Here is a 16133-nt window from a genome sequence, read left to right on the forward strand (position 1 = left end):
CCGATCGACCACCCGATCGGGTGGATTTAGGATCCGGAGCATGAACTTCACAAGCATCATCGCCAAGGCGAAGAATTACGCCGCGAAGAACCCCGACAAGGTGCGCGACGGCATCGACAAGGCCGAGGCCGCGGTCAACGCCAAGACCGGCAACAAGTACGCCGGCAAGGTGAGGCAGGGCGCAGACGCCCTCGAGGACCAGCTCGGGGTGCCGGACGCTCCCGCGCAGCCTCAGGGTGGCGAGCAGCCGCCGACCACTGCGGCTCCGCAGCCGAACCAGCCGGGCACCCAGGCGGGCACCCAGCCCGGAACGCAGCCGCCCGCAGCCGGCTGATCACGGCGCACCACAGCGCGCTCGACGAGACCGCGTCCCCTGATGGGGCGCGGCCGGGATGAACGCCTCCACCGAGGTGCGTCCGCCGACATTGCGGACGTTGTAACGGCCGATGATCTTGCCCTGGTCGCCCGGGCTTGCCGACGGTCGTGCTCTTTGCGGACCGGTCGATGAAGATGGCGCCGCCGGTGTTCGCCTCGCCGCGGCGTCCGTCCGAGCCCACGAACGCCAGGCGCTTGCCGGTCGCGCACGCAACTGACCCGTCCGCGGTGACTGCGATGAGTCCGGTGCGGTCCAGCACGGATCCGGCGCCGTCCCGATTGACGGTGGCGCGTGCCCGCAGACCGCTGGTCCAGGTCGCGGTGCGTCCTTCAGCACGAGCTTTCCCTTGTCGGACGTGTACGTACCGGACCCGGGCTCGAGACCAAAGTCATTGCACAAAGGTTCCAAGTCGTTGTGCGACTCCCGCCCGGCGATGCGTCGACGGTCCTACCCTGGGACAGTTGGCCGTAGATCGATGAAAGGCAAGACGTTGAGACCCGCTGCGACGACCATGCCCCTGAGCGCCCACCGCGTGGCGCCGGGTGGAAGCGTACGCGGCGGCATCGTGATGCTGCCCGGGCTGCGCGAGTCGGACGCGACCATCATGGAACTCGCGCGCCGTTTCGCTCACGAGCGCTACGTCGTCCTCGTCCCCGAACTCGTCGCGGGCCTCGGCCTCGACCCGCAGGCGGCCGCGCGCGCGGAGCAGGCCTGGCAGGACGCCGACCTTGCCGACGACCCGACGGTCGGCGACGTCATGGCCGTCATGCAGAGCCCCGACTACGAGCGTTGGGTGATGAAGGCCCTGCGTGCCACCGTCGGGGAGCTGGCGAAGGAACCGGGCGTCGACACCCGGATCGCGGTGATCGGCTACGGCACCGGCGGGGGACTCGCGTTCGCGCTCGCGGCGGTCGATTCTCGGGTTCGCCTCGCACTGTCCTACGACTGTGTGGCCACCGATATCGACCTGGTCGAGAACATCAAGGGTGCAGCGGTCAGCTTCTACGCGGCCGACAACGCGGCGGCCGCAGAAGGTCTGCCCGAGTTACGGGCAGCGATGCGCCGTGCGGGAGTGCCGTTCTGCGCCAAAAAGTACCCGGGCAACCTCAACACGCTGCGTGATCTGGCGGCAGTCGGGCCGCAGTCGGCACTGGCTCGCGACCTGTGGCAGCGTTCGCTGGCGATGTTGCGGCTGCACCTCGCCTGATCCGTCGGCATCACCGGCCGCCGGTCGACATCCAGCTGCCCAGCGGCTGATCGGGGTAGTCCTCGTCGGTGACTACCTCGTCGACGACGTTCAGCCCGCGTGCTCGGTAGGTGCGTAGCGCGACAGGTCCGTCGAGCGAGCAGGTGTGCACCCAGACACGCGAGACCTTCGGCAACCCCGTTGTCTGCCAGGCGCGCTCGATGCCTCGGGTGAGTAGCGCCGACCCCAGTCCACGGCCGATCGCCGATTCCACCAGTCCGAAGTACTTGATCTCCATGTCCCTGGTCTGCCCGATCGACGACGCACCGAGTTGCAGGTAGCCCTGTGGAACGCCGTCGGCGTAGGCGATCAGGAAACGAGTGCCGGGCGCGGCGAGGTCCTCGGACCACTGTTGACGAGACCAATCGAGGCGGTCGGTCCAGCGCCACGGACCGCCGACCAGTCCGTACAGGAAGCGAGCGAATTCCGGTGTCACCGAAGTTGATTCGGTGACGGTCAAGCCCTCGGGAAGCTGGTCCGGGCCACGGAGGTCGTCCGGTGAACGCATCTCCAGCGTCCAGGTGGTGACCTTCACGGACGGGTCAGCAGCGCGTCGATCCGGTCGATCGTGGCGGCGGTCGCCTCGCCGTCGCCGTCCGGCCCATGGACGTCGGTGAACAGGTGGCCGCGGCCGGGGACGACGAAGTCCTCGAAGGACGTGCCCTCGGCCTCGACCGACGCACGCAACGCGTCGAGGTCGTCCTGCTCGATCCAGGGGTCGGACTCGTAGCGGTGCACCTGTACCGGCGCACCCGGCCACCGTCCGAACGGCGCCGCGACGCTGTGCATCAGGATCACGCCGGCGGCCTCGGGCCGGGTCGCGGCGAGGGTCTGCGCGAAGGCCGAGCCCAGCGAGAACCCAGCCAGTGCGGCGTCCGCGGGAAGTTCCTCGACCACCGGCAGGATCCGCTTGAACAGTTCCTTGGCGCCGGTGCGGTCGCGGTATCCGACGCCCGACTCCTCGTCGTCGAACACCTGGCCGTCGTAGTAGTCGGGCACCACGAGGGTGTGGCCGCGTTCGGTGAGCGCATCGGCGAACTCTCGCACCGCCGGTCGCAGGCCGAGGGCGGAGTGCAGCAGCAGGATATGGGTCATGTCTTCTCCTCAGCCGAACAGGACGGCGGCTTCGTCCCAGCGGCTCTGGGGCACGGACTTCAGGTCGGCGGTGGCTTCGCCCAGTGGAACGGTTTCGATGTCGATGCCGCGCAGCGACACCATGTGGCCCCACTTGGAGTCCATCACGGCGTCGATCGCGGCCAGCCCGAACCGGGTGGCGAGCACCCGGTCGTAGGATGTCGGCACGCCCCCACGCTGCAGGTGACCGAGCGTCATGACCCGGGTCTCGATGTCGGTGCGCTGTTCGATGATCGGGCCGAGCCATTCGCCGACACCGCCGAGGCGGGGTCGTCCGAAGCCGTCGAGGGCATCGCGGACGATCTCCGCACCGTCCGGCATGAAGCCTTCGGCCACGACGACCAGCGGTGCGCGGCCGCGGTCGAGCGCCGATTCCACCCATCCGCAGATCTGCTCCATGCTCACCGGTTGCTCGGGGATGAGGATCGCGTGTGCACCACTGGCGAGACCGGCGTGCAGGGCGATCCAACCGACGTGGCGTCCCATGACCTCGACCACCATGCAGCGGTGGTGCGACTCCGCGGTGGTGCGCAGCCGGTCGATCGACTCGGTCGCGATCGACACCGCAGTGTCGAAACCGAAGGTGTAGTCGGTCGCCGAGAGATCGTTGTCGATGGTCTTCGGCACGCCGACGACCTTGATGCCGTCATCGTGAAGCATTCGCGCGACGGTGAGGGTGCCTTCACCACCGATGGCGATGATCGCGTCCATCTCGTTGCGTTCCATCACCTGCTTCACCCGAGCCGAGCCGCCGCCACCTTCGCCGAACGGCCCGATGCGGGAGGTGCCGAGGATCGTGCCGCCGGTGCGGGAGAGCCCTCGAACGTCGTGGCGGGGCAGGGGGCGGATGTCGTCCTCGACGAGCCCACGGAATCCGTCGCGGATGCCCTGGAAGTTGACGCCGTAGATGCGGTCGCCCTTCATCACCGCACCACGGATAACTGCGTTCAGGCCGGGGCAGTCGCCGCCGCTGGTCAGAATGCCGATGTTCACGTGGTCAAGCATGGCCGCTACCCGCCGGTCGGCGAAACCGCCCCGCGAGCCTGCTCAAAATGCGAGTCGGCGAATTCGGCGCGGGGTGCAAGGATTCGCAGGTGACCGAGCAACCGATCGACATGTGCCTTGCGCTGGTCGTCGACCTGGAGCGGAGACGGGTTTTGTTGGGTCGCAAGCTGCGGGGGTTCGGCGAGGGCAAGGTGATCGCACCCGGTGGGAAGCTCGAAGCGGGAGAGTCCGCGCTCGAAGCGGCGGTACGGGAACTGGCGGAGGAGACGTCCCTGAGTGCGGATGTCCGGGACGCGCGGTCGGTGGGGGAGTTGTTGTTCACCTGGGCCGACCCGCAGCGGACGCCGTTCCGGGTCTCGCTGGTGATGATCGAGCGCTGGACGGGCGAGGCCGAGGCGTCAGCTGAGTTGTCGCCGTTCTGGTGCCCGCTGGACGAGATCCCGTACGCGGACATGTGGGACGACGACCGCATCTGGCTGCCTAACGTGCTGCGCGGCGACGTGGTCACGGCGACGATCGGCTACGACTTCGTCGGCGAGTTCGTCACCTGCGTCGATCTGGATGCCGCCGGGCGCAAAGCGCGACAGTCGCGCGTTACGCCCCGGTAGTGCCGCGTACCGGGGCGTAAGTCGCGACGATCGCGCCTTCGTTCGAGCCGCTAGGGTCGAAATACTTGAACCCGAGCGAGGAGCGAGCACCCCGTGAGCACGATTTCCTACAGCCGCCAGGGCGCCGGTGAGCCGGTGGTGTTGATCCACGGCATCGGCCACCAACGCACCGCCTGGTTCGAGGTGTACGACCGACTGGCGCAGCACCACGACGTGATCGCGATCGACCTGCCCGGGTTCGGACAGTCGCCGCCGCCGCAGAAACCCGACACCTATCGGATGGCCAGCTGGGTGACTCAACTCGAAACCTTCTTCGAGCACCTCGGTATCGAGCGCCCGCACGTCGTCGGTAACTCGCTCGGGGGAAACCTCGCCCTGGAACTGGCCGCTCGGGGCTCGGTCGCGAGTTGTACGGCCATCTCGCCGGCCGGGTTCTATCTGCCGACCGGACTCGCTGTCGCGGGTGCCGCGCTGCTGTCGATGAAGGCGGCGAGCCACGCACCGTTGCCGATCATTCGGCTGTTCAGCCAGAAGCCGATGCTGCGCAGGATCTCGATGAGCTCGCTGTACGCGCACCCCGAACGGCTCACCGCCGAGCATGCCTACGCCGACACGCTCAACCTGCGTCGGTCGAAGGGCTTCTGGCCGTGCTTCGTCGGTGGAATGCGCTTGAACTACAAGGCGATTCCTCAGGTGCCGACCACGATCGCCTGGGGTGACAAGGACCGTCTGCTGCTGCCGAGCCAGGCCGGCCGAGCGCGCAAGCGGCTGCCCGACCAGCGGCACGTCGCCCTCCCGAACTGCGGGCACGTCCCGATGCTCGATGAACCCGAGTTGATCACGCGAGTCATCGAAGAGACCGTGGAACTGGCCGAACGTGCACCGGCCGCCTCGACGATGTCGGCGACCGCGTGAACCACTCCTACTCGACCTCTCTGCGGTGGGAAGGGACGACGGCGACCGGGTACGACGACTACTCGCGGCAACACCAGATCGACGTCGTGGGCAAACATCATCTGACCCTCAGTTCCGACCCCGCCTTCCGTGGCGACCCCAGCCTGACCAACCCCGAAGAACTGTTGCTCGCCGCAGCCAGCAGTTGCCAACTGCTGTCCTTCCTCGCCGTCGCAGCACGCGCACGGGCTGACGTGCGTTCGTACGTCGACCACGCCGAAGCGGTCATGGCGAACGACGAAAGACCGTTGTGGGTCAACAAGATCCGACTCAACCCGGTCATCGAGATCAGCGGCGGCAAGCAACCGGACAAGTGGGAGCGCTGGGTGCGGATCGCTCACCAGGAGTGCTTCATCGCCCGTTCACTGCGATCACGGATGACCGTGCGCGCCACCTTCGTCACCGACGACGGCGAGCACACGGTCGTCGAGGTGATCGACGCCTGACGTCGGCAGTCGCCCGCCACGACGCCGGGAGTGGCACGATCGGTCCCCATGACGACGAAGCAGACGACCAAGTCCGTCACCTTCCTCATCCTCGGCGCCGGCGGTGACCTCACCCAGCGCCTGCTGCTCCCCGGACTCGGCAGCCTGCTGGCGGTCGAGTCCGACCGCGAGGTGCAGGTGATCGGTGCCGACCGTGCCGACCTGACCACGGCCTCGTTCCGCGCCCTGGTGCGCGATCGGCTGAGGAAGGGCGGCGCCGACGCGAAGACCGCCGGGCGCATCGCCGGCAAGGCGCACTACATCAAGGCCGACCTGCTCGACCTGTCCGCGCTCGCCGACCTCGTCCAGGTGGCCGAGGGCGAACTCGTCGTCTACTTCGCGCTCCCGCCGGCCATCTCGATGAAGGTCTGCGCCCAACTGGAGAAGCTCGACCTGCCCGCGTCCACCCGTCTGGGTCTGGAGAAGCCGTTCGGCGCCGACGAGAAGTCGGCCCGGCAGTTCAACAAGCAACTGCAGCGAGTGGTGGACGAGGACCGCATCTTCCGCGTCGACCACTTCCTCGGCGTCTCGACCGTCCTCAATCTCATCGGCCTGCGGTTCGCCAACCGCATGCTCCAACCGATCTGGAACGCCGAGCACATCGAGCGGGTGGAGATCCTCTATGACGAGGACCTCGCGCTCGAGGGCCGCGCCGGCTACTACGACCAGGCAGGTGCGCTGCGCGACATGCTGCAGAGCCACCTGCTGCAGATCCTGGCCATCTTCGCGATGGAGCCGATCGCCAGTCTCGATCCGCAGGAACTGGCCGATCTCAAGGCTCAGGTGCTGCGTGCCACCCACATCTGGGAGAACAACCCGAAGGACCACGCGCAGCGCGCGCGCTACACCGCCGGTTCGATCAACGGCCGCAGCGTGCCCTCGTACGTCAAGGAGAAGGGCGTCGAATCCTCGCGCAACACCGAGACGCTCGCCCAGCTCACCGTCCAGATCGACAACAACCGGTGGGCCGGCGTCCCGTTCGTGCTGCGCAGCGGGAAGGCGATGGGCGCTCCCCGAAAGCAGGTCATCGTCTACTTCCGCGACGTGCCGCACCTGCCCAAGGGGTTCATCGGCGACCACACCGGCGACGCGATGATCATCGATCTCAAGCCCGGACGGGTGTCGTTCAAGCTGTCGATGAACGCCGAGGGTGACCCGCTCGACCTGGAGCAGAAGACGCTGTCGGCCGATCTCGCGGGAGCGCAGATGACGGCCTACGGCGAAGTGCTGCGCTACCTGATGGACGACAACCAGTTGCTCAGCGTGCGAGCGGACTCGGCCGAACTGTGCTGGAAGATCGTCGCTCCGGCGATCAAGGCATTCGAACAGAATCTGGTGCCGATCCAGCAGTACAAGGCCGGCTCGGACGGACCCGAGGGCTGGTTGGCCGACGACTCGGTCGCCATCGGTCAGGAGAGCGCCGAACTCACTTCGACGTCCAACAAGGGTCGTACCGCGCGGACGACGACGGCTCGTCCCGCCAAGGGCTGACGCGTTCGTCCACCCGTGACGGTTCCCCGGAACTCGCCGGTAACTTAGGCTTGGTCAGCCCGCAACAGCAAGGAGCCGACGGTGTCCGAACAGCAGATGCACGAGCAGACGCGGCAGCACCCTGCCCTCAAGGACCGCTACGACGTCGTCGTGGTGGGTGCCGGTCTGTCGGGGATCGATGCCGGCTACCGGTTGCAGACGATGTGTCCGGACAAGGACTACGTCATCCTCGAAGGCCGCGAGAGCATGGGCGGCACCTGGGACCTGTTCAAGTACCCGGGCATCCGCTCCGACTCGGACATGTTCACCCTCGGGCTGCCGTTCGAGCCGTGGACCGGTAAGAAGTCCATCGCTGACGGCGCCGACATCCTGGACTACCTCAAGGACACTGCGGCCAAGCACGGCATCGACGAGCGCATCGTCCACCGCACCAAGGTCACGGACGCCTCCTGGGACAGCGCCACCGCCGAGTGGACGCTGACGCTCACCACACCGGGCGGCGAAAGCACCGTACGCAGCCGCTTCATCTACCTCTGCTCGGGCTATTACGACTACGACGAGCCCTACGACCCCGCGTTCACCGGCCGTGACGACTTCCGGGGTGAGGTCATCCATCCGCAGTTCTGGCCGCAGGAGTTCGACCCGGCAGGCAAGAAGATCGCCGTCATCGGTTCGGGCGCGACCGCCGTCACCCTTGTCCCGGCGCTCGCCGACCGGGGCGCAGAGGTGACGATGTTGCAGCGCACGCCTTCCTACGTCCTGGCGCTGCCGAACACCGACCCGATCGCGAACGTGCTGCAACGGACACTGTCGCCGCAACGCGCCTACAGCATGATCCGGATGAAGAACGCCACTCAGGCGCTCTCCCTCTACCTGGCCAGCCGCCGGGCGCCTAAGACGATCGGCAACATGTTGCGCAAGGGCGTCATGGCCCAGGTGCGCGGCACCGACGTCACCGAGCGCGACTTCACCCCGCCGTACGGGCCGTGGGACCAACGGCTGTGCATCGTGCCGGACGGCGACCTGTTCAAGGCCATCAGGAGTGGCAAGGCGAATGTCGTCACCGACACCGTCGACTCGTTCGTGCCCGAAGGCATCCGCACCGGATCCGGTCAGGTCATCGAGGCGGACGCGGTCGTCACGGCGACCGGGCTGAAGATGCTCGCCGGTGGCGGCATCACGCTCACCGTCGACGGGGCGAAGGTCGACATGGGCAGCCGCTACATCTACCGCGGCATGATGATCAACGGCGTGCCGAACATCGCGATGTGCGTCGGTTACACCAACGCCTCGTGGACGCTGCGTGCCGATCTCACGTCGCAGTACTTCGCGACGTTCATCAACCACCTGGACGCCCAGGGGTACGCGTACGGCTACCCGCACGTCGACTCCGCCATGGACGCCCGACCGGCCCTCGACCTGGACGCCGGGTACGTGCTGCGGTCGATGGCCGAGTTCCCCAAGCAGGGTGACCGCGCACCGTGGTTCCTGCACCAGAACTACCTGCGCGACCGGCGCGACACCCGGCGAGCCGACGTCAGCAAGGACATGACGTTCGTCCGTCGCGGAGAGCAGCACGACATCCAGGAGATCGCCGCTCCCGCGGTGGTGTGAGTCCGTGCCGCAGAACGTACGTGCCGAGCGCGGCCTTCGGGTCGCGCTGTCGTCGTATCGCAGCAAGCCGCACTCGGGCGGCCAGGGCGTGTACGTCCGCAATCTCTCGCGGGAACTGGTCGCACTCGGCCACGACGTCGAGGTGTTCAGCGGTCCGCCCTATCCCGAGTTGGACGCAGGGGTGCGGCTGACAACGGTCCCGGGGCTTGACCTGTACCGCGAGCCCGACCCCTTCCGTACCCCGCACATCCGCGAATTTCGTTCCGATCTGGACGTATTGGAGTTCGCGACGATGTGCACTGCGGGGTTCCCGGAGCCCCGGGTGTTCGGTCTTCGCCTGGACCGCCTGCTGCGCTCGCGGCTGTCGCAGTTCGACGTGCTGCACGACAACCAGACGCTCGCTCCGGGCATCCTCGAACTGGAGCGACGCGGGCTACCGGTGCTCACCACGATCCATCACCCGATCAGCCGGGACCGTCGCCTGGAGATCGAGCACGCCCGTGGGTGGGATCGCGTCACCAAGCGTCGGTTCTACGGCTTCGTCCAGATGCAGGCTCGCGTCGCTCGAAAGACTTCGCACGTGTTGACGGTGTCCGAGGGTTCGGCGCAGGACATCGTCACCGACTTCCGCGTGCCCCGCGAACGCATCAGCATCGTCCCGGTCGGGGTGGCGGTCGAGACGTTCGCGCCGCCGTCGCTGCCGCGCGTCCGTGGGCGGCTGGTGACGATCGCGTCGGCCGACGTGCCGCTCAAGGGCGTGCCGGTGTTGATCGAAGCGCTGAAGAACATGCGCACCGACGCGTGGTCGGAACTGATCATCGTCGCAGCCGCGAGCGAACGCACCCAGAAGTCGCTGGCAGACGCCGGCCTGCTCGACCGGGTGAGCTTCCGCTCCGGCCTCACCGATCTCGAACTCGCCGGCCTCATCGGGTCGGCCGAAGCCCTCGTCGTGCCCTCGCGATACGAAGGATTCTCGCTCCCGGCGATCGAGGCGATGGGGTGTGGGACGCCGGTCGTCGCGTCCGCGGTCGGCGCCCTGCCGACGCTCGTGTCCGGTGGCGCAGGTGCACTCGTGCCGCCGAACGACCCTGTCGCACTGGCAAATTCACTGACCGAAGTGCTGAGTTCGCCGGATCTTCGTACCGCCATGGGCGCGGCCGGTCGACGGCGCGCGGTGGCGACGTACAGCTGGCGTGCCGTCGCCGAACAAACAGCAGACCTCTACCGGGACGTGATCCGTGCTCGACGGACGCCCGGCACGATGAAGGAGAACGAACATGTTGACCGTTGACTTCGACCGCTTCCCGGTCTCACCCGGGATGAACCTGATCGACGTCGGTTGCGGCCAGGGACGGCACTCCTTCGAGGCGTATCGCCGTGGCTGCAACGTGACTGCATTCGACATGAACGAATCCGACCTGGCCGACGTGAAGACGATGTTCGGTGCGATGGAGGCCGAGGGTGAAGCGGGCTTCCCAGCCATCGCCCAGGTGCAGGCCGGCGACGCCCGCGCGATGCCGTTCGACGACGGCAGCTTCGACCGGGTGATCGCCTCGGAGATCCTCGAGCACATCCATGAGGACGAGGCCGTGATGGCCGAACTGTTCCGGATCACCAAACCCGGTGGTCTGGTCGCCGTGACCGTGCCGCGCAACTGGCCCGAGCAGGTCTGTTGGAAGCTCTCCGATGAGTACCACGAGGTCGAGGGCGGACACATCCGTATCTACAAGGCGTCCGAACTCGTCGACAAGCTCACCCGCGCCGGATTCCAGCCGTACGCGCAGCACCACGCGCACGCGTTGCACGCCCCGTACTGGTGGCTGAAGTGCGCGGTCGGCAGCGACAACGACAACTTCGCGACGAAGGCGTACCACCGCCTGTTGGTCTGGGACATGATGAGCGCGCCGCTGGTCACCCGGCTCGCCGAGAAGTCGCTCGACCCGGTGCTCGGCAAGAGTTTCGTGGTCTACCTCCGCAAGCCGGAGCATTCATGACGGCACCCGCACGCGACCTCTCGTTGCACGACGCGCTCACCCACGAGCGCGTCGTCCGGATCGGCGATTTCATTGCTTCGCAACAGGATCCGAACGGTGCGCTGCCGTGGTTCCGCGGCGGCCACCTCGACCCCTGGGATCACGTCGAGGCCGCGATGGGTCTGACCGTGGCCGGTCGTCACGACGAGGCGATCCGGGCCTACCTGTGGTCGGCGCGTACCCAGCGGCCCGACGGATCCTGGCCGATGAAGCAGACCGCCGGCGTCGTCGAGGAAGCTGCAGCCGACACCAACCAGTGCGCCTATATCGCGGTCGGTGTCTGGCACTACTACCTGGTCACCGGACATAGCGCGACGCTGGCCCGGTTCTGGCCGACGGTCGAAGCGGCGATCAACTTCGTGGTGCGTGGACAGCTTGCGTCCGGCGCGATCTCCTGGGCGATGAACGTCGAGCGGGAATGGGACGACCAGGCGCTGCTCACCGGCTCGTGCAGCACCCTGCAGGCCATCGAATGCGCCTGTCTCATCGCCGAGACGCTGGGCCACGACCGCCCGCGCTGGCGGGCCGCCGGTCGTGGGCTGCGGGACGCGATCCGTAACTCGCCCGAGGTGTTCGAGGATCGCAGTCGATACTCGATGGACTGGTACTACCCGGTGCTCACCGGGGCCGTGCGCGACGAAGCTGCCGCGCGGCTGATCGACTCCGGCTGGGAGACCTTCGGATGGCCCGGACGCGGTATCCGTTGTGTGGCCGACGAGCCGTGGGTGACCGCGGCCGAGACCGTCGAGCTCGTCGCAGCTCTGGATGCAATCGGTGAATCCGACTGTGCCACAGAGCTTTTCAATGACGTGCAGTTCCTCTTCGACGAGGAGACCGGTGGTTACTGGACCGGCATGAACATTCCGAACGAGCAGGTCTGGCCGGTGGAACAGACCACCTGGTCGGCCGCGGCCGTCCTGCTCGCGGCCGACGCGCTAGGACAAGCCACCGGGGGAGCCTCGCTGTTTCGTGATGCCGGTGGTTGGAGTGGCTGGGGCGGCGCGATCGAAGGAGCGGCGAGTTGATCTCGGAGCAACTGCGGGCGGCGGTCGACGCGACCAAGGGATTCATGCCGGACGACGAGGGCGAGGCGCTGCATGCCAGCGCGCTTGCCGCCAAGCCCGGCGTCTGGCTCGAGATCGGTACGTACTGCGGCAAGTCGACCCGTCTGTTGTCGGACGCGGCACGGCGGGCCGGTGCCCGGCTGGTCACTGTCGATCACCACCACGGGTCCGAGGAGAACGAGCCCGGCTGGGAGTGGCACGACGAGTCGATGGTCGACGAACGATCCGGACGCCTTGACACTTTCGCCACCTTCCGCCCGGTGCTCGACGAGTACGCCGACGTGCTGAGTGCCGTCGTCGCCGACACCCGGGTGGTCGGCGCCTGGTGGGCGACACCGCTCGAAGTGCTCTTCCTCGACGGCAACCACACCGAAGAGACCGCGCAGCACGACTACCGCGCGTTCGCGCAGCACCTCGTCCCCGGCGCTCTGCTGCTCGTGCACGACGTCTTCCCCGACCCTGCCGACGGTGGCCAGGCGCCCTGGCACGTGGTGCAGTCGGCGCTCACGGACGGCTTCGAGCAGGTCGAGGTGCATGGTTCGTTGCGAGTCCTGCGCCGCCCGACATCGCGTAGTTGAGACCGTGCGCCGGGTCGTCGTCCTCGCAGTCGCGCTGCTGTGTACCGGCTGCTCGAGCACCGAGCCGACCACCACGTCCTCCCCGAACACGTCCACCATGAGCTCGACGTCGAGTTCGATCCGGCCGTCGCCGGCTACGACATCGACGAGCACACCGCAGCCGGGTCCGCCCTACATCGGCACGCTCACCTGGCGGCCCGGACGGCACGGTGACGACCTGATCGTCACGCCCACCGGCGCCGGACGCGCCGTGCTGGGGGAGGAGAAGGAGGCGGCTGCTTGGGCGGAGGTCGCCAGGCGCGAGCCGCGGGCCGACACCGTGTCGATGCAACGCCAGTTCGCCTGTCACTGGCGTTACGCCCGATCCAAAGCGACCTGGAACCTGGAAACCTGGCGGATGGCCGTCCCGATGGACCAGGTCGTGAGCGCCTATTGCAATCCGGGCGGACCTGAGTAGCCGGACGCAGCAAACGCCGCAACCCGAAGGCGGCGGCGTTCAACTGATCGAGTCAGTAGTAAGTCAGTAGTGAGTCAGTTCTGCTGGGCGGCGTCGCCCTCGGCGGCCTGCTGCTCGGCGATCTCGGCGTGGATCTTCTCCATCGGCAGTTCGCGGATCTGCTTGATCAGATCGGTCAGCATCGCCGGCGGCATCGCACCGGACTGGCTGAACACCATCACGCCCTCACGGAAGGCCATGACGGTCGGGATGCTGCTGATGTTCATTGCGCCGCCGAGTTCGCGCTGGTCCTCTGTGTCGACCTTGCCGAACACGATGTCCTCGTGCTTGTTCGATTCGGCGTCGTACACCGGAGCGAACATCTTGCACGGGCCGCACCAGTCGGCCCAGAAGTCGATGAGAACGATGTCGTTGTTCTGGATGGTCTCGACGAAGTTCTCGGTGGTCAGGGTGGTGGTGGCCATGCCGGCCCTCCTTGAAATCGGGTTCTCTTCGTCCAACGTCTCACGGGCTGCAGCATTCCCGCAGGTGTCGGGCCGCGGCGAAGTAGCGTGAGCGTGTGACCTCCTTGATCAGCTGCACCGTCCGAGACGGCATCGCCGACGTCCGCCTCGATCGCCCGGACAAGTACAACGGCCTCACCTTCGAGATGCTGCGCGATCTGGCATCCACCGCGCACCGGCTGCGCAAGGACCGGACGCTGCGCGCCGTCGTGATCAGCGGAAACGGTGACGCGTTCTGCGCCGGACTCGACTTCGGCTCGGTGTCCAAGAAGCCTTGGCAGATCCCCGTGGGTCTGGTGCCGGTGCCGTGGCGGGGCACCAATGTGTTCCAGGAGGCGTGCTGGGCCTGGCGACGTGTCCCCGCCCCGGTGATCGCCGCCGTGCACGGCCACTGTTACGGCGGCGGCATCCAGATCGCGCTCGCCGCCGACTTCCGGATCACGACGCCGGACGCCAAATGGTCTGTGCTGGAAGGGAAGTGGGGCCTCATCCCGGACATGAGCGGGGTGCGCTCGCTCTCGGAGTTGGTCGGGGTGGAGACCGCGAAGCGACTGACGATGACCGCCGAGGTGCTCAGCGGTCAGGACGCCCATGACCTCGGTCTCGCCGGCACCGTCGCGGCCGACCCGCGCGGGGCCGCGTTCGAGTTGGCGCGCACGCTGACGACGAAATCGCCGGACGCCCTCGCCGCCGCCAAGCGATTGTTCGACAAGCACCACAGATCGTCGGCCCGGCGCACCTTCGCGGCTGAGCGACGCGAGCAGGTGAAACTGCTGTTCGGCCGCAACGCGAAGATCGCCCGGGCAGCGGGCCTGAAGCGGGAAGCACCGCAGTTCGTCGAGCGCGGGACGCGCTGATCGTTTCGATGAGCTGGGAGCAGCTCGACAGCCGCCCGATCTATGAGAACGCCTGACTGCGCGTCCGCGAGGACGACGTTCGCAAGCCTGACGGAACGACCGGCATCTACGGTGTCGTGGGCGGATCTGACCTGCGTCAGCCGCCTACCGGGGTGCCCGGAGTCGTGCGTCGTCCGCCTCCGCGAGCCCACCAGTCGGCTGCGACCTGCTCCTCGTCCGTCGCCGCGACGCCCGTGTGGCCGAGCATGCCGGCGGCCATCAGAGCGTCCTGCCGCGTCGTCGGGTCATCGAGGAAGGGAGCCAAGGCTGCCGGATCGAGTGCGCCACCACGTCCGATCGCGATCAGTCCGTCCGAGACCACCTTCGGGTCGGTCGCGAACAGCAACCGGCGCAACAACGATGGGTCGTCCGGGGTCATTTGCCGCAACAGGTTCGAGGCACTGCGACGCGCCTGGCTGACGGCGGACGTCGTCGCCACATGGATCGCGGTGCGTGCCACGGCGTCCCGGTAGGGGCTGGCACCGATGAGTTCCTGCGCCAACTGTCGCTTCTCCAGCCACAGGTTCGACAGCGCCTCCTGCAGGAGGCGGTCGATGATCGGGTCGTCGTTCAAGCCGGAGGCCTCGCGGACGGCGGCGAGGTAATCGTCGTAGTGCGGCGGGCGCTCGACGAAGCCGCGTTGACTCCACTGTGCCGGTGGTGGGTGGCCGACCGCGGCCATCGTGCGTCCGCCGAGCCGACCCGCCAGGCTGTAAGCGATGTCGCGATCCTGTGGGGATCCTTCCCGGGCCATCACCCGGAGCCGGTCCTGCAAGGCCTCGACATCCTGGGCGCCGAGCTGACGCCGGCCGATCATGGTTGCCAGACCGAACGAGATGCCGAGCACCCGTTCGTCGTCGCCGGAAACGAACTGCTCGATGAGGGTTGCGGCGACACCCTTGCGGGTCGACTGGGACAACGCGTCCCAGGCATTGCGGGCCAACGGGGCCCCGGGCTGCTGCGCGACCGCGACGATCTCCTGCTCCGCCAGCTCCTGGTAGAGGCTGTCGCCGAGCAGGATCGACAACGCCGCCCAACGCGAGGAGTAGTCGAAATGTCCCGACCGCAGCATCTCGGTCGTCAGGCCGTGTGCCATCAGGCGCGCTGTGCCGCGCGGCGGAGGGGTGATCCGGGGGTCGGTGGTGAGGATGACCAGGGTCAACCAGTCGTGACCGTTGGCCGTGCCTTCCGCGATCGCCTCGTTGAGCATCGAGATCTGCGTGAAGAGTTGGTCACGGTTGTCGGGGATCGGCTCGGCCACCGTCACCCGGTAGGTCTGCTGCATGCTCGCGACGGCTCCGAGCAACTCGGCGGGTGCCAGGCTCAGCGCGCGTTCGTAGGCAGCGACCAGAGCTAGTGGAGCGGTGAACCGTCCGCTCTCCCAATGCGATACCTGTGACCCATGCTTGATCCGGTAGCCGACCTCGGCGAGACGATGGACGAACGAGTCCGCGGTGCGGGCTCCCCACGGTGAGGCCATTCTGCTGACCCTTAGCAACCAGGCAGTGCGTGCCGCGACGTCGATCGAGGAGTCGAACAGGTCGTGTTCGTCGGCGGGCAGGCGCCGGGGTGCACCCCGAATCTTTCCCCAGCTCATACCCCGTCGTCCCCCTTGCGAGCGGCCACGATCCCTCACCGTGTTACGCAACGTCATCGTGGCGTACCGAGATCTTTCGCGTTGATATTTTG

The 16133-nt window shown here is 67.4% G+C and carries 18 protein-coding genes; 13 read left to right on the forward strand and 5 right to left on the reverse strand.

Annotated features, from left to right (window positions below; translation table 11 throughout):
* Window positions 1-40: 40 nt before the first annotated feature.
* A complete protein-coding gene (locus tag EU513_RS08285) occupies window positions 41-334 on the forward strand; it encodes an antitoxin (protein WP_129625423.1) in 294 nt (97 codons plus the stop codon).
* Between the two features lie 517 nt (window positions 335-851).
* Window positions 852-1583 (forward strand): dienelactone hydrolase family protein, encoded by a 732-nt coding sequence (locus EU513_RS08290; protein ID WP_168990208.1) that lies wholly within the window; start codon window positions 852-854, stop codon window positions 1581-1583.
* A gap of 10 nt (window positions 1584-1593) precedes the next feature.
* On the opposite strand, the gene EU513_RS08295 is transcribed toward EU513_RS08290, so the two are convergent.
* Genes EU513_RS08295 through EU513_RS08305 form a run of 3 tightly spaced genes read right to left on the reverse strand, consistent with a single transcriptional unit; the run spans window position 1594 to window position 3749 of the window.
* A complete protein-coding gene (locus EU513_RS08295) occupies window positions 1594-2157 on the reverse strand; it encodes a GNAT family N-acetyltransferase (RefSeq protein ID WP_129625425.1) in 564 nt (187 codons plus the stop codon).
* Window positions 2154-2717, reverse strand: a complete 564-nt coding sequence (locus tag EU513_RS08300; RefSeq protein ID WP_129625426.1) for a dienelactone hydrolase family protein — start codon at window positions 2715-2717, stop codon at window positions 2154-2156. The genes EU513_RS08295 and EU513_RS08300 overlap by 4 nt, the downstream gene beginning before the upstream one ends.
* 9 nt (window positions 2718-2726) lie before the next feature.
* Window positions 2727-3749, reverse strand: a complete 1023-nt coding sequence (locus EU513_RS08305; protein ID WP_129625526.1) for an ATP-dependent 6-phosphofructokinase — start codon at window positions 3747-3749, stop codon at window positions 2727-2729.
* 101 nt (window positions 3750-3850) lie between these two features.
* Between EU513_RS08305 and EU513_RS08310 the strand changes: the two genes are divergently transcribed.
* From EU513_RS08310 to EU513_RS08355, 10 genes are all read left to right on the forward strand, one after another.
* Window positions 3851-4369, forward strand: coding sequence for an 8-oxo-dGTP diphosphatase (locus tag EU513_RS08310; RefSeq protein ID WP_168990209.1), 519 nt, complete (start codon window positions 3851-3853; stop codon window positions 4367-4369).
* Between the two features lie 93 nt (window positions 4370-4462).
* On the forward strand, window positions 4463-5284 hold the full coding sequence (locus tag EU513_RS08315) for an alpha/beta fold hydrolase (RefSeq protein WP_205744710.1): 822 nt from the start codon (window positions 4463-4465) through the stop codon (window positions 5282-5284).
* The gene (locus tag EU513_RS08320) at window positions 5281-5769 is read left to right on the forward strand and encodes an OsmC family protein (protein WP_129625428.1); all 489 of its coding nucleotides are present in this window, start codon (window positions 5281-5283) and stop codon (window positions 5767-5769) included. Before EU513_RS08315 ends, EU513_RS08320 begins: the two co-directional genes overlap by 4 nt.
* Before the next feature lie 48 nt (window positions 5770-5817).
* Entirely contained in the window at window positions 5818-7299 is a 1482-nt protein-coding gene (locus EU513_RS08325) for a glucose-6-phosphate dehydrogenase (RefSeq protein WP_129625429.1), read from the forward strand.
* Between the two features lie 81 nt (window positions 7300-7380).
* Window positions 7381-8913 (forward strand): NAD(P)/FAD-dependent oxidoreductase, encoded by a 1533-nt coding sequence (locus tag EU513_RS08330; RefSeq protein ID WP_240795976.1) that lies wholly within the window; start codon window positions 7381-7383, stop codon window positions 8911-8913.
* Between the two features lie 4 nt (window positions 8914-8917).
* Entirely contained in the window at window positions 8918-10204 is a 1287-nt protein-coding gene (locus EU513_RS08335) for a glycosyltransferase family 4 protein (protein WP_129625430.1), read from the forward strand.
* On the forward strand, window positions 10191-10907 hold the full coding sequence (locus EU513_RS08340; RefSeq protein ID WP_129625431.1) for a class I SAM-dependent methyltransferase: 717 nt from the start codon (window positions 10191-10193) through the stop codon (window positions 10905-10907). The genes EU513_RS08335 and EU513_RS08340 overlap by 14 nt, the downstream gene beginning before the upstream one ends.
* Window positions 10904-11971, forward strand: coding sequence for a prenyltransferase (locus tag EU513_RS08345; protein WP_129625432.1), 1068 nt, complete (start codon window positions 10904-10906; stop codon window positions 11969-11971). The genes EU513_RS08340 and EU513_RS08345 overlap by 4 nt, the downstream gene beginning before the upstream one ends.
* On the forward strand, window positions 11968-12588 hold the full coding sequence (locus EU513_RS08350; RefSeq protein WP_240795977.1) for a class I SAM-dependent methyltransferase: 621 nt from the start codon (window positions 11968-11970) through the stop codon (window positions 12586-12588). Before EU513_RS08345 ends, EU513_RS08350 begins: the two co-directional genes overlap by 4 nt.
* Window positions 12589-12592: 4 nt before the next feature.
* Window positions 12593-13045 carry a DUF2599 domain-containing protein gene (locus tag EU513_RS08355; protein ID WP_168990210.1) on the forward strand — a complete coding sequence of 151 codons (453 nt, stop codon included), beginning with the start codon at window positions 12593-12595 and terminating at the stop codon, window positions 13043-13045.
* 74 nt (window positions 13046-13119) lie between these two features.
* Here the strand turns inward: EU513_RS08355 and trxA are convergent, their stop codons facing one another.
* Window positions 13120-13509: a thioredoxin gene (gene trxA / locus EU513_RS08360; protein WP_129625434.1), complete on the reverse strand. Its 390-nt coding sequence runs from the start codon at window positions 13507-13509 to the stop codon at window positions 13120-13122.
* A gap of 95 nt (window positions 13510-13604) precedes the next feature.
* On the opposite strand from trxA, the gene EU513_RS08365 reads away from it, so the two are divergent.
* Window positions 13605-14405 (forward strand): crotonase/enoyl-CoA hydratase family protein, encoded by an 801-nt coding sequence (locus tag EU513_RS08365; RefSeq protein WP_129625435.1) that lies wholly within the window; start codon window positions 13605-13607, stop codon window positions 14403-14405.
* A 136-nt stretch (window positions 14406-14541) separates the two neighbouring features.
* Here EU513_RS08365 and EU513_RS08370 read toward each other — a convergent pair whose 3' ends face one another.
* Window positions 14542-16041, reverse strand: coding sequence for a hypothetical protein (locus EU513_RS08370; protein ID WP_129625436.1), 1500 nt, complete (start codon window positions 16039-16041; stop codon window positions 14542-14544).
* Window positions 16042-16133: the final 92 nt, after the last annotated feature.

Source organism: Yimella sp. RIT 621, from assembly GCF_004146205.1.
GTDB classification, from domain to species: Bacteria; Actinomycetota; Actinomycetes; order Actinomycetales; family Dermatophilaceae; genus Yimella; species Yimella lutea.

Bases quoted from the DNA above. Each gene is read 5' to 3' on its own strand.
- EU513_RS08325 (WP_129625429.1), top strand. From the start codon at position 5,818: ATGACGACGAAGCAGACGACCAAGTCCGTCACCTTCCTCATCCTCGGC.
- EU513_RS08300 (WP_129625426.1), bottom strand. From the start codon at position 2,717: ATGACCCATATCCTGCTGCTGCACTCCGCCCTCGGCCTGCGACCGGCG.
- EU513_RS08290 (WP_168990208.1), top strand. From the start codon at position 852: ATGAAAGGCAAGACGTTGAGACCCGCTGCGACGACCATGCCCCTGAGC.
- EU513_RS08345 (WP_129625432.1), top strand. From the start codon at position 10,904: ATGACGGCACCCGCACGCGACCTCTCGTTGCACGACGCGCTCACCCAC.
- EU513_RS08370 (WP_129625436.1), bottom strand. From the start codon at position 16,041: ATGAGCTGGGGAAAGATTCGGGGTGCACCCCGGCGCCTGCCCGCCGAC.
- trxA (WP_129625434.1), bottom strand. From the start codon at position 13,509: ATGGCCACCACCACCCTGACCACCGAGAACTTCGTCGAGACCATCCAG.
- EU513_RS08340 (WP_129625431.1), top strand. From the start codon at position 10,191: ATGTTGACCGTTGACTTCGACCGCTTCCCGGTCTCACCCGGGATGAAC.
- EU513_RS08285 (WP_129625423.1), top strand. From the start codon at position 41: ATGAACTTCACAAGCATCATCGCCAAGGCGAAGAATTACGCCGCGAAG.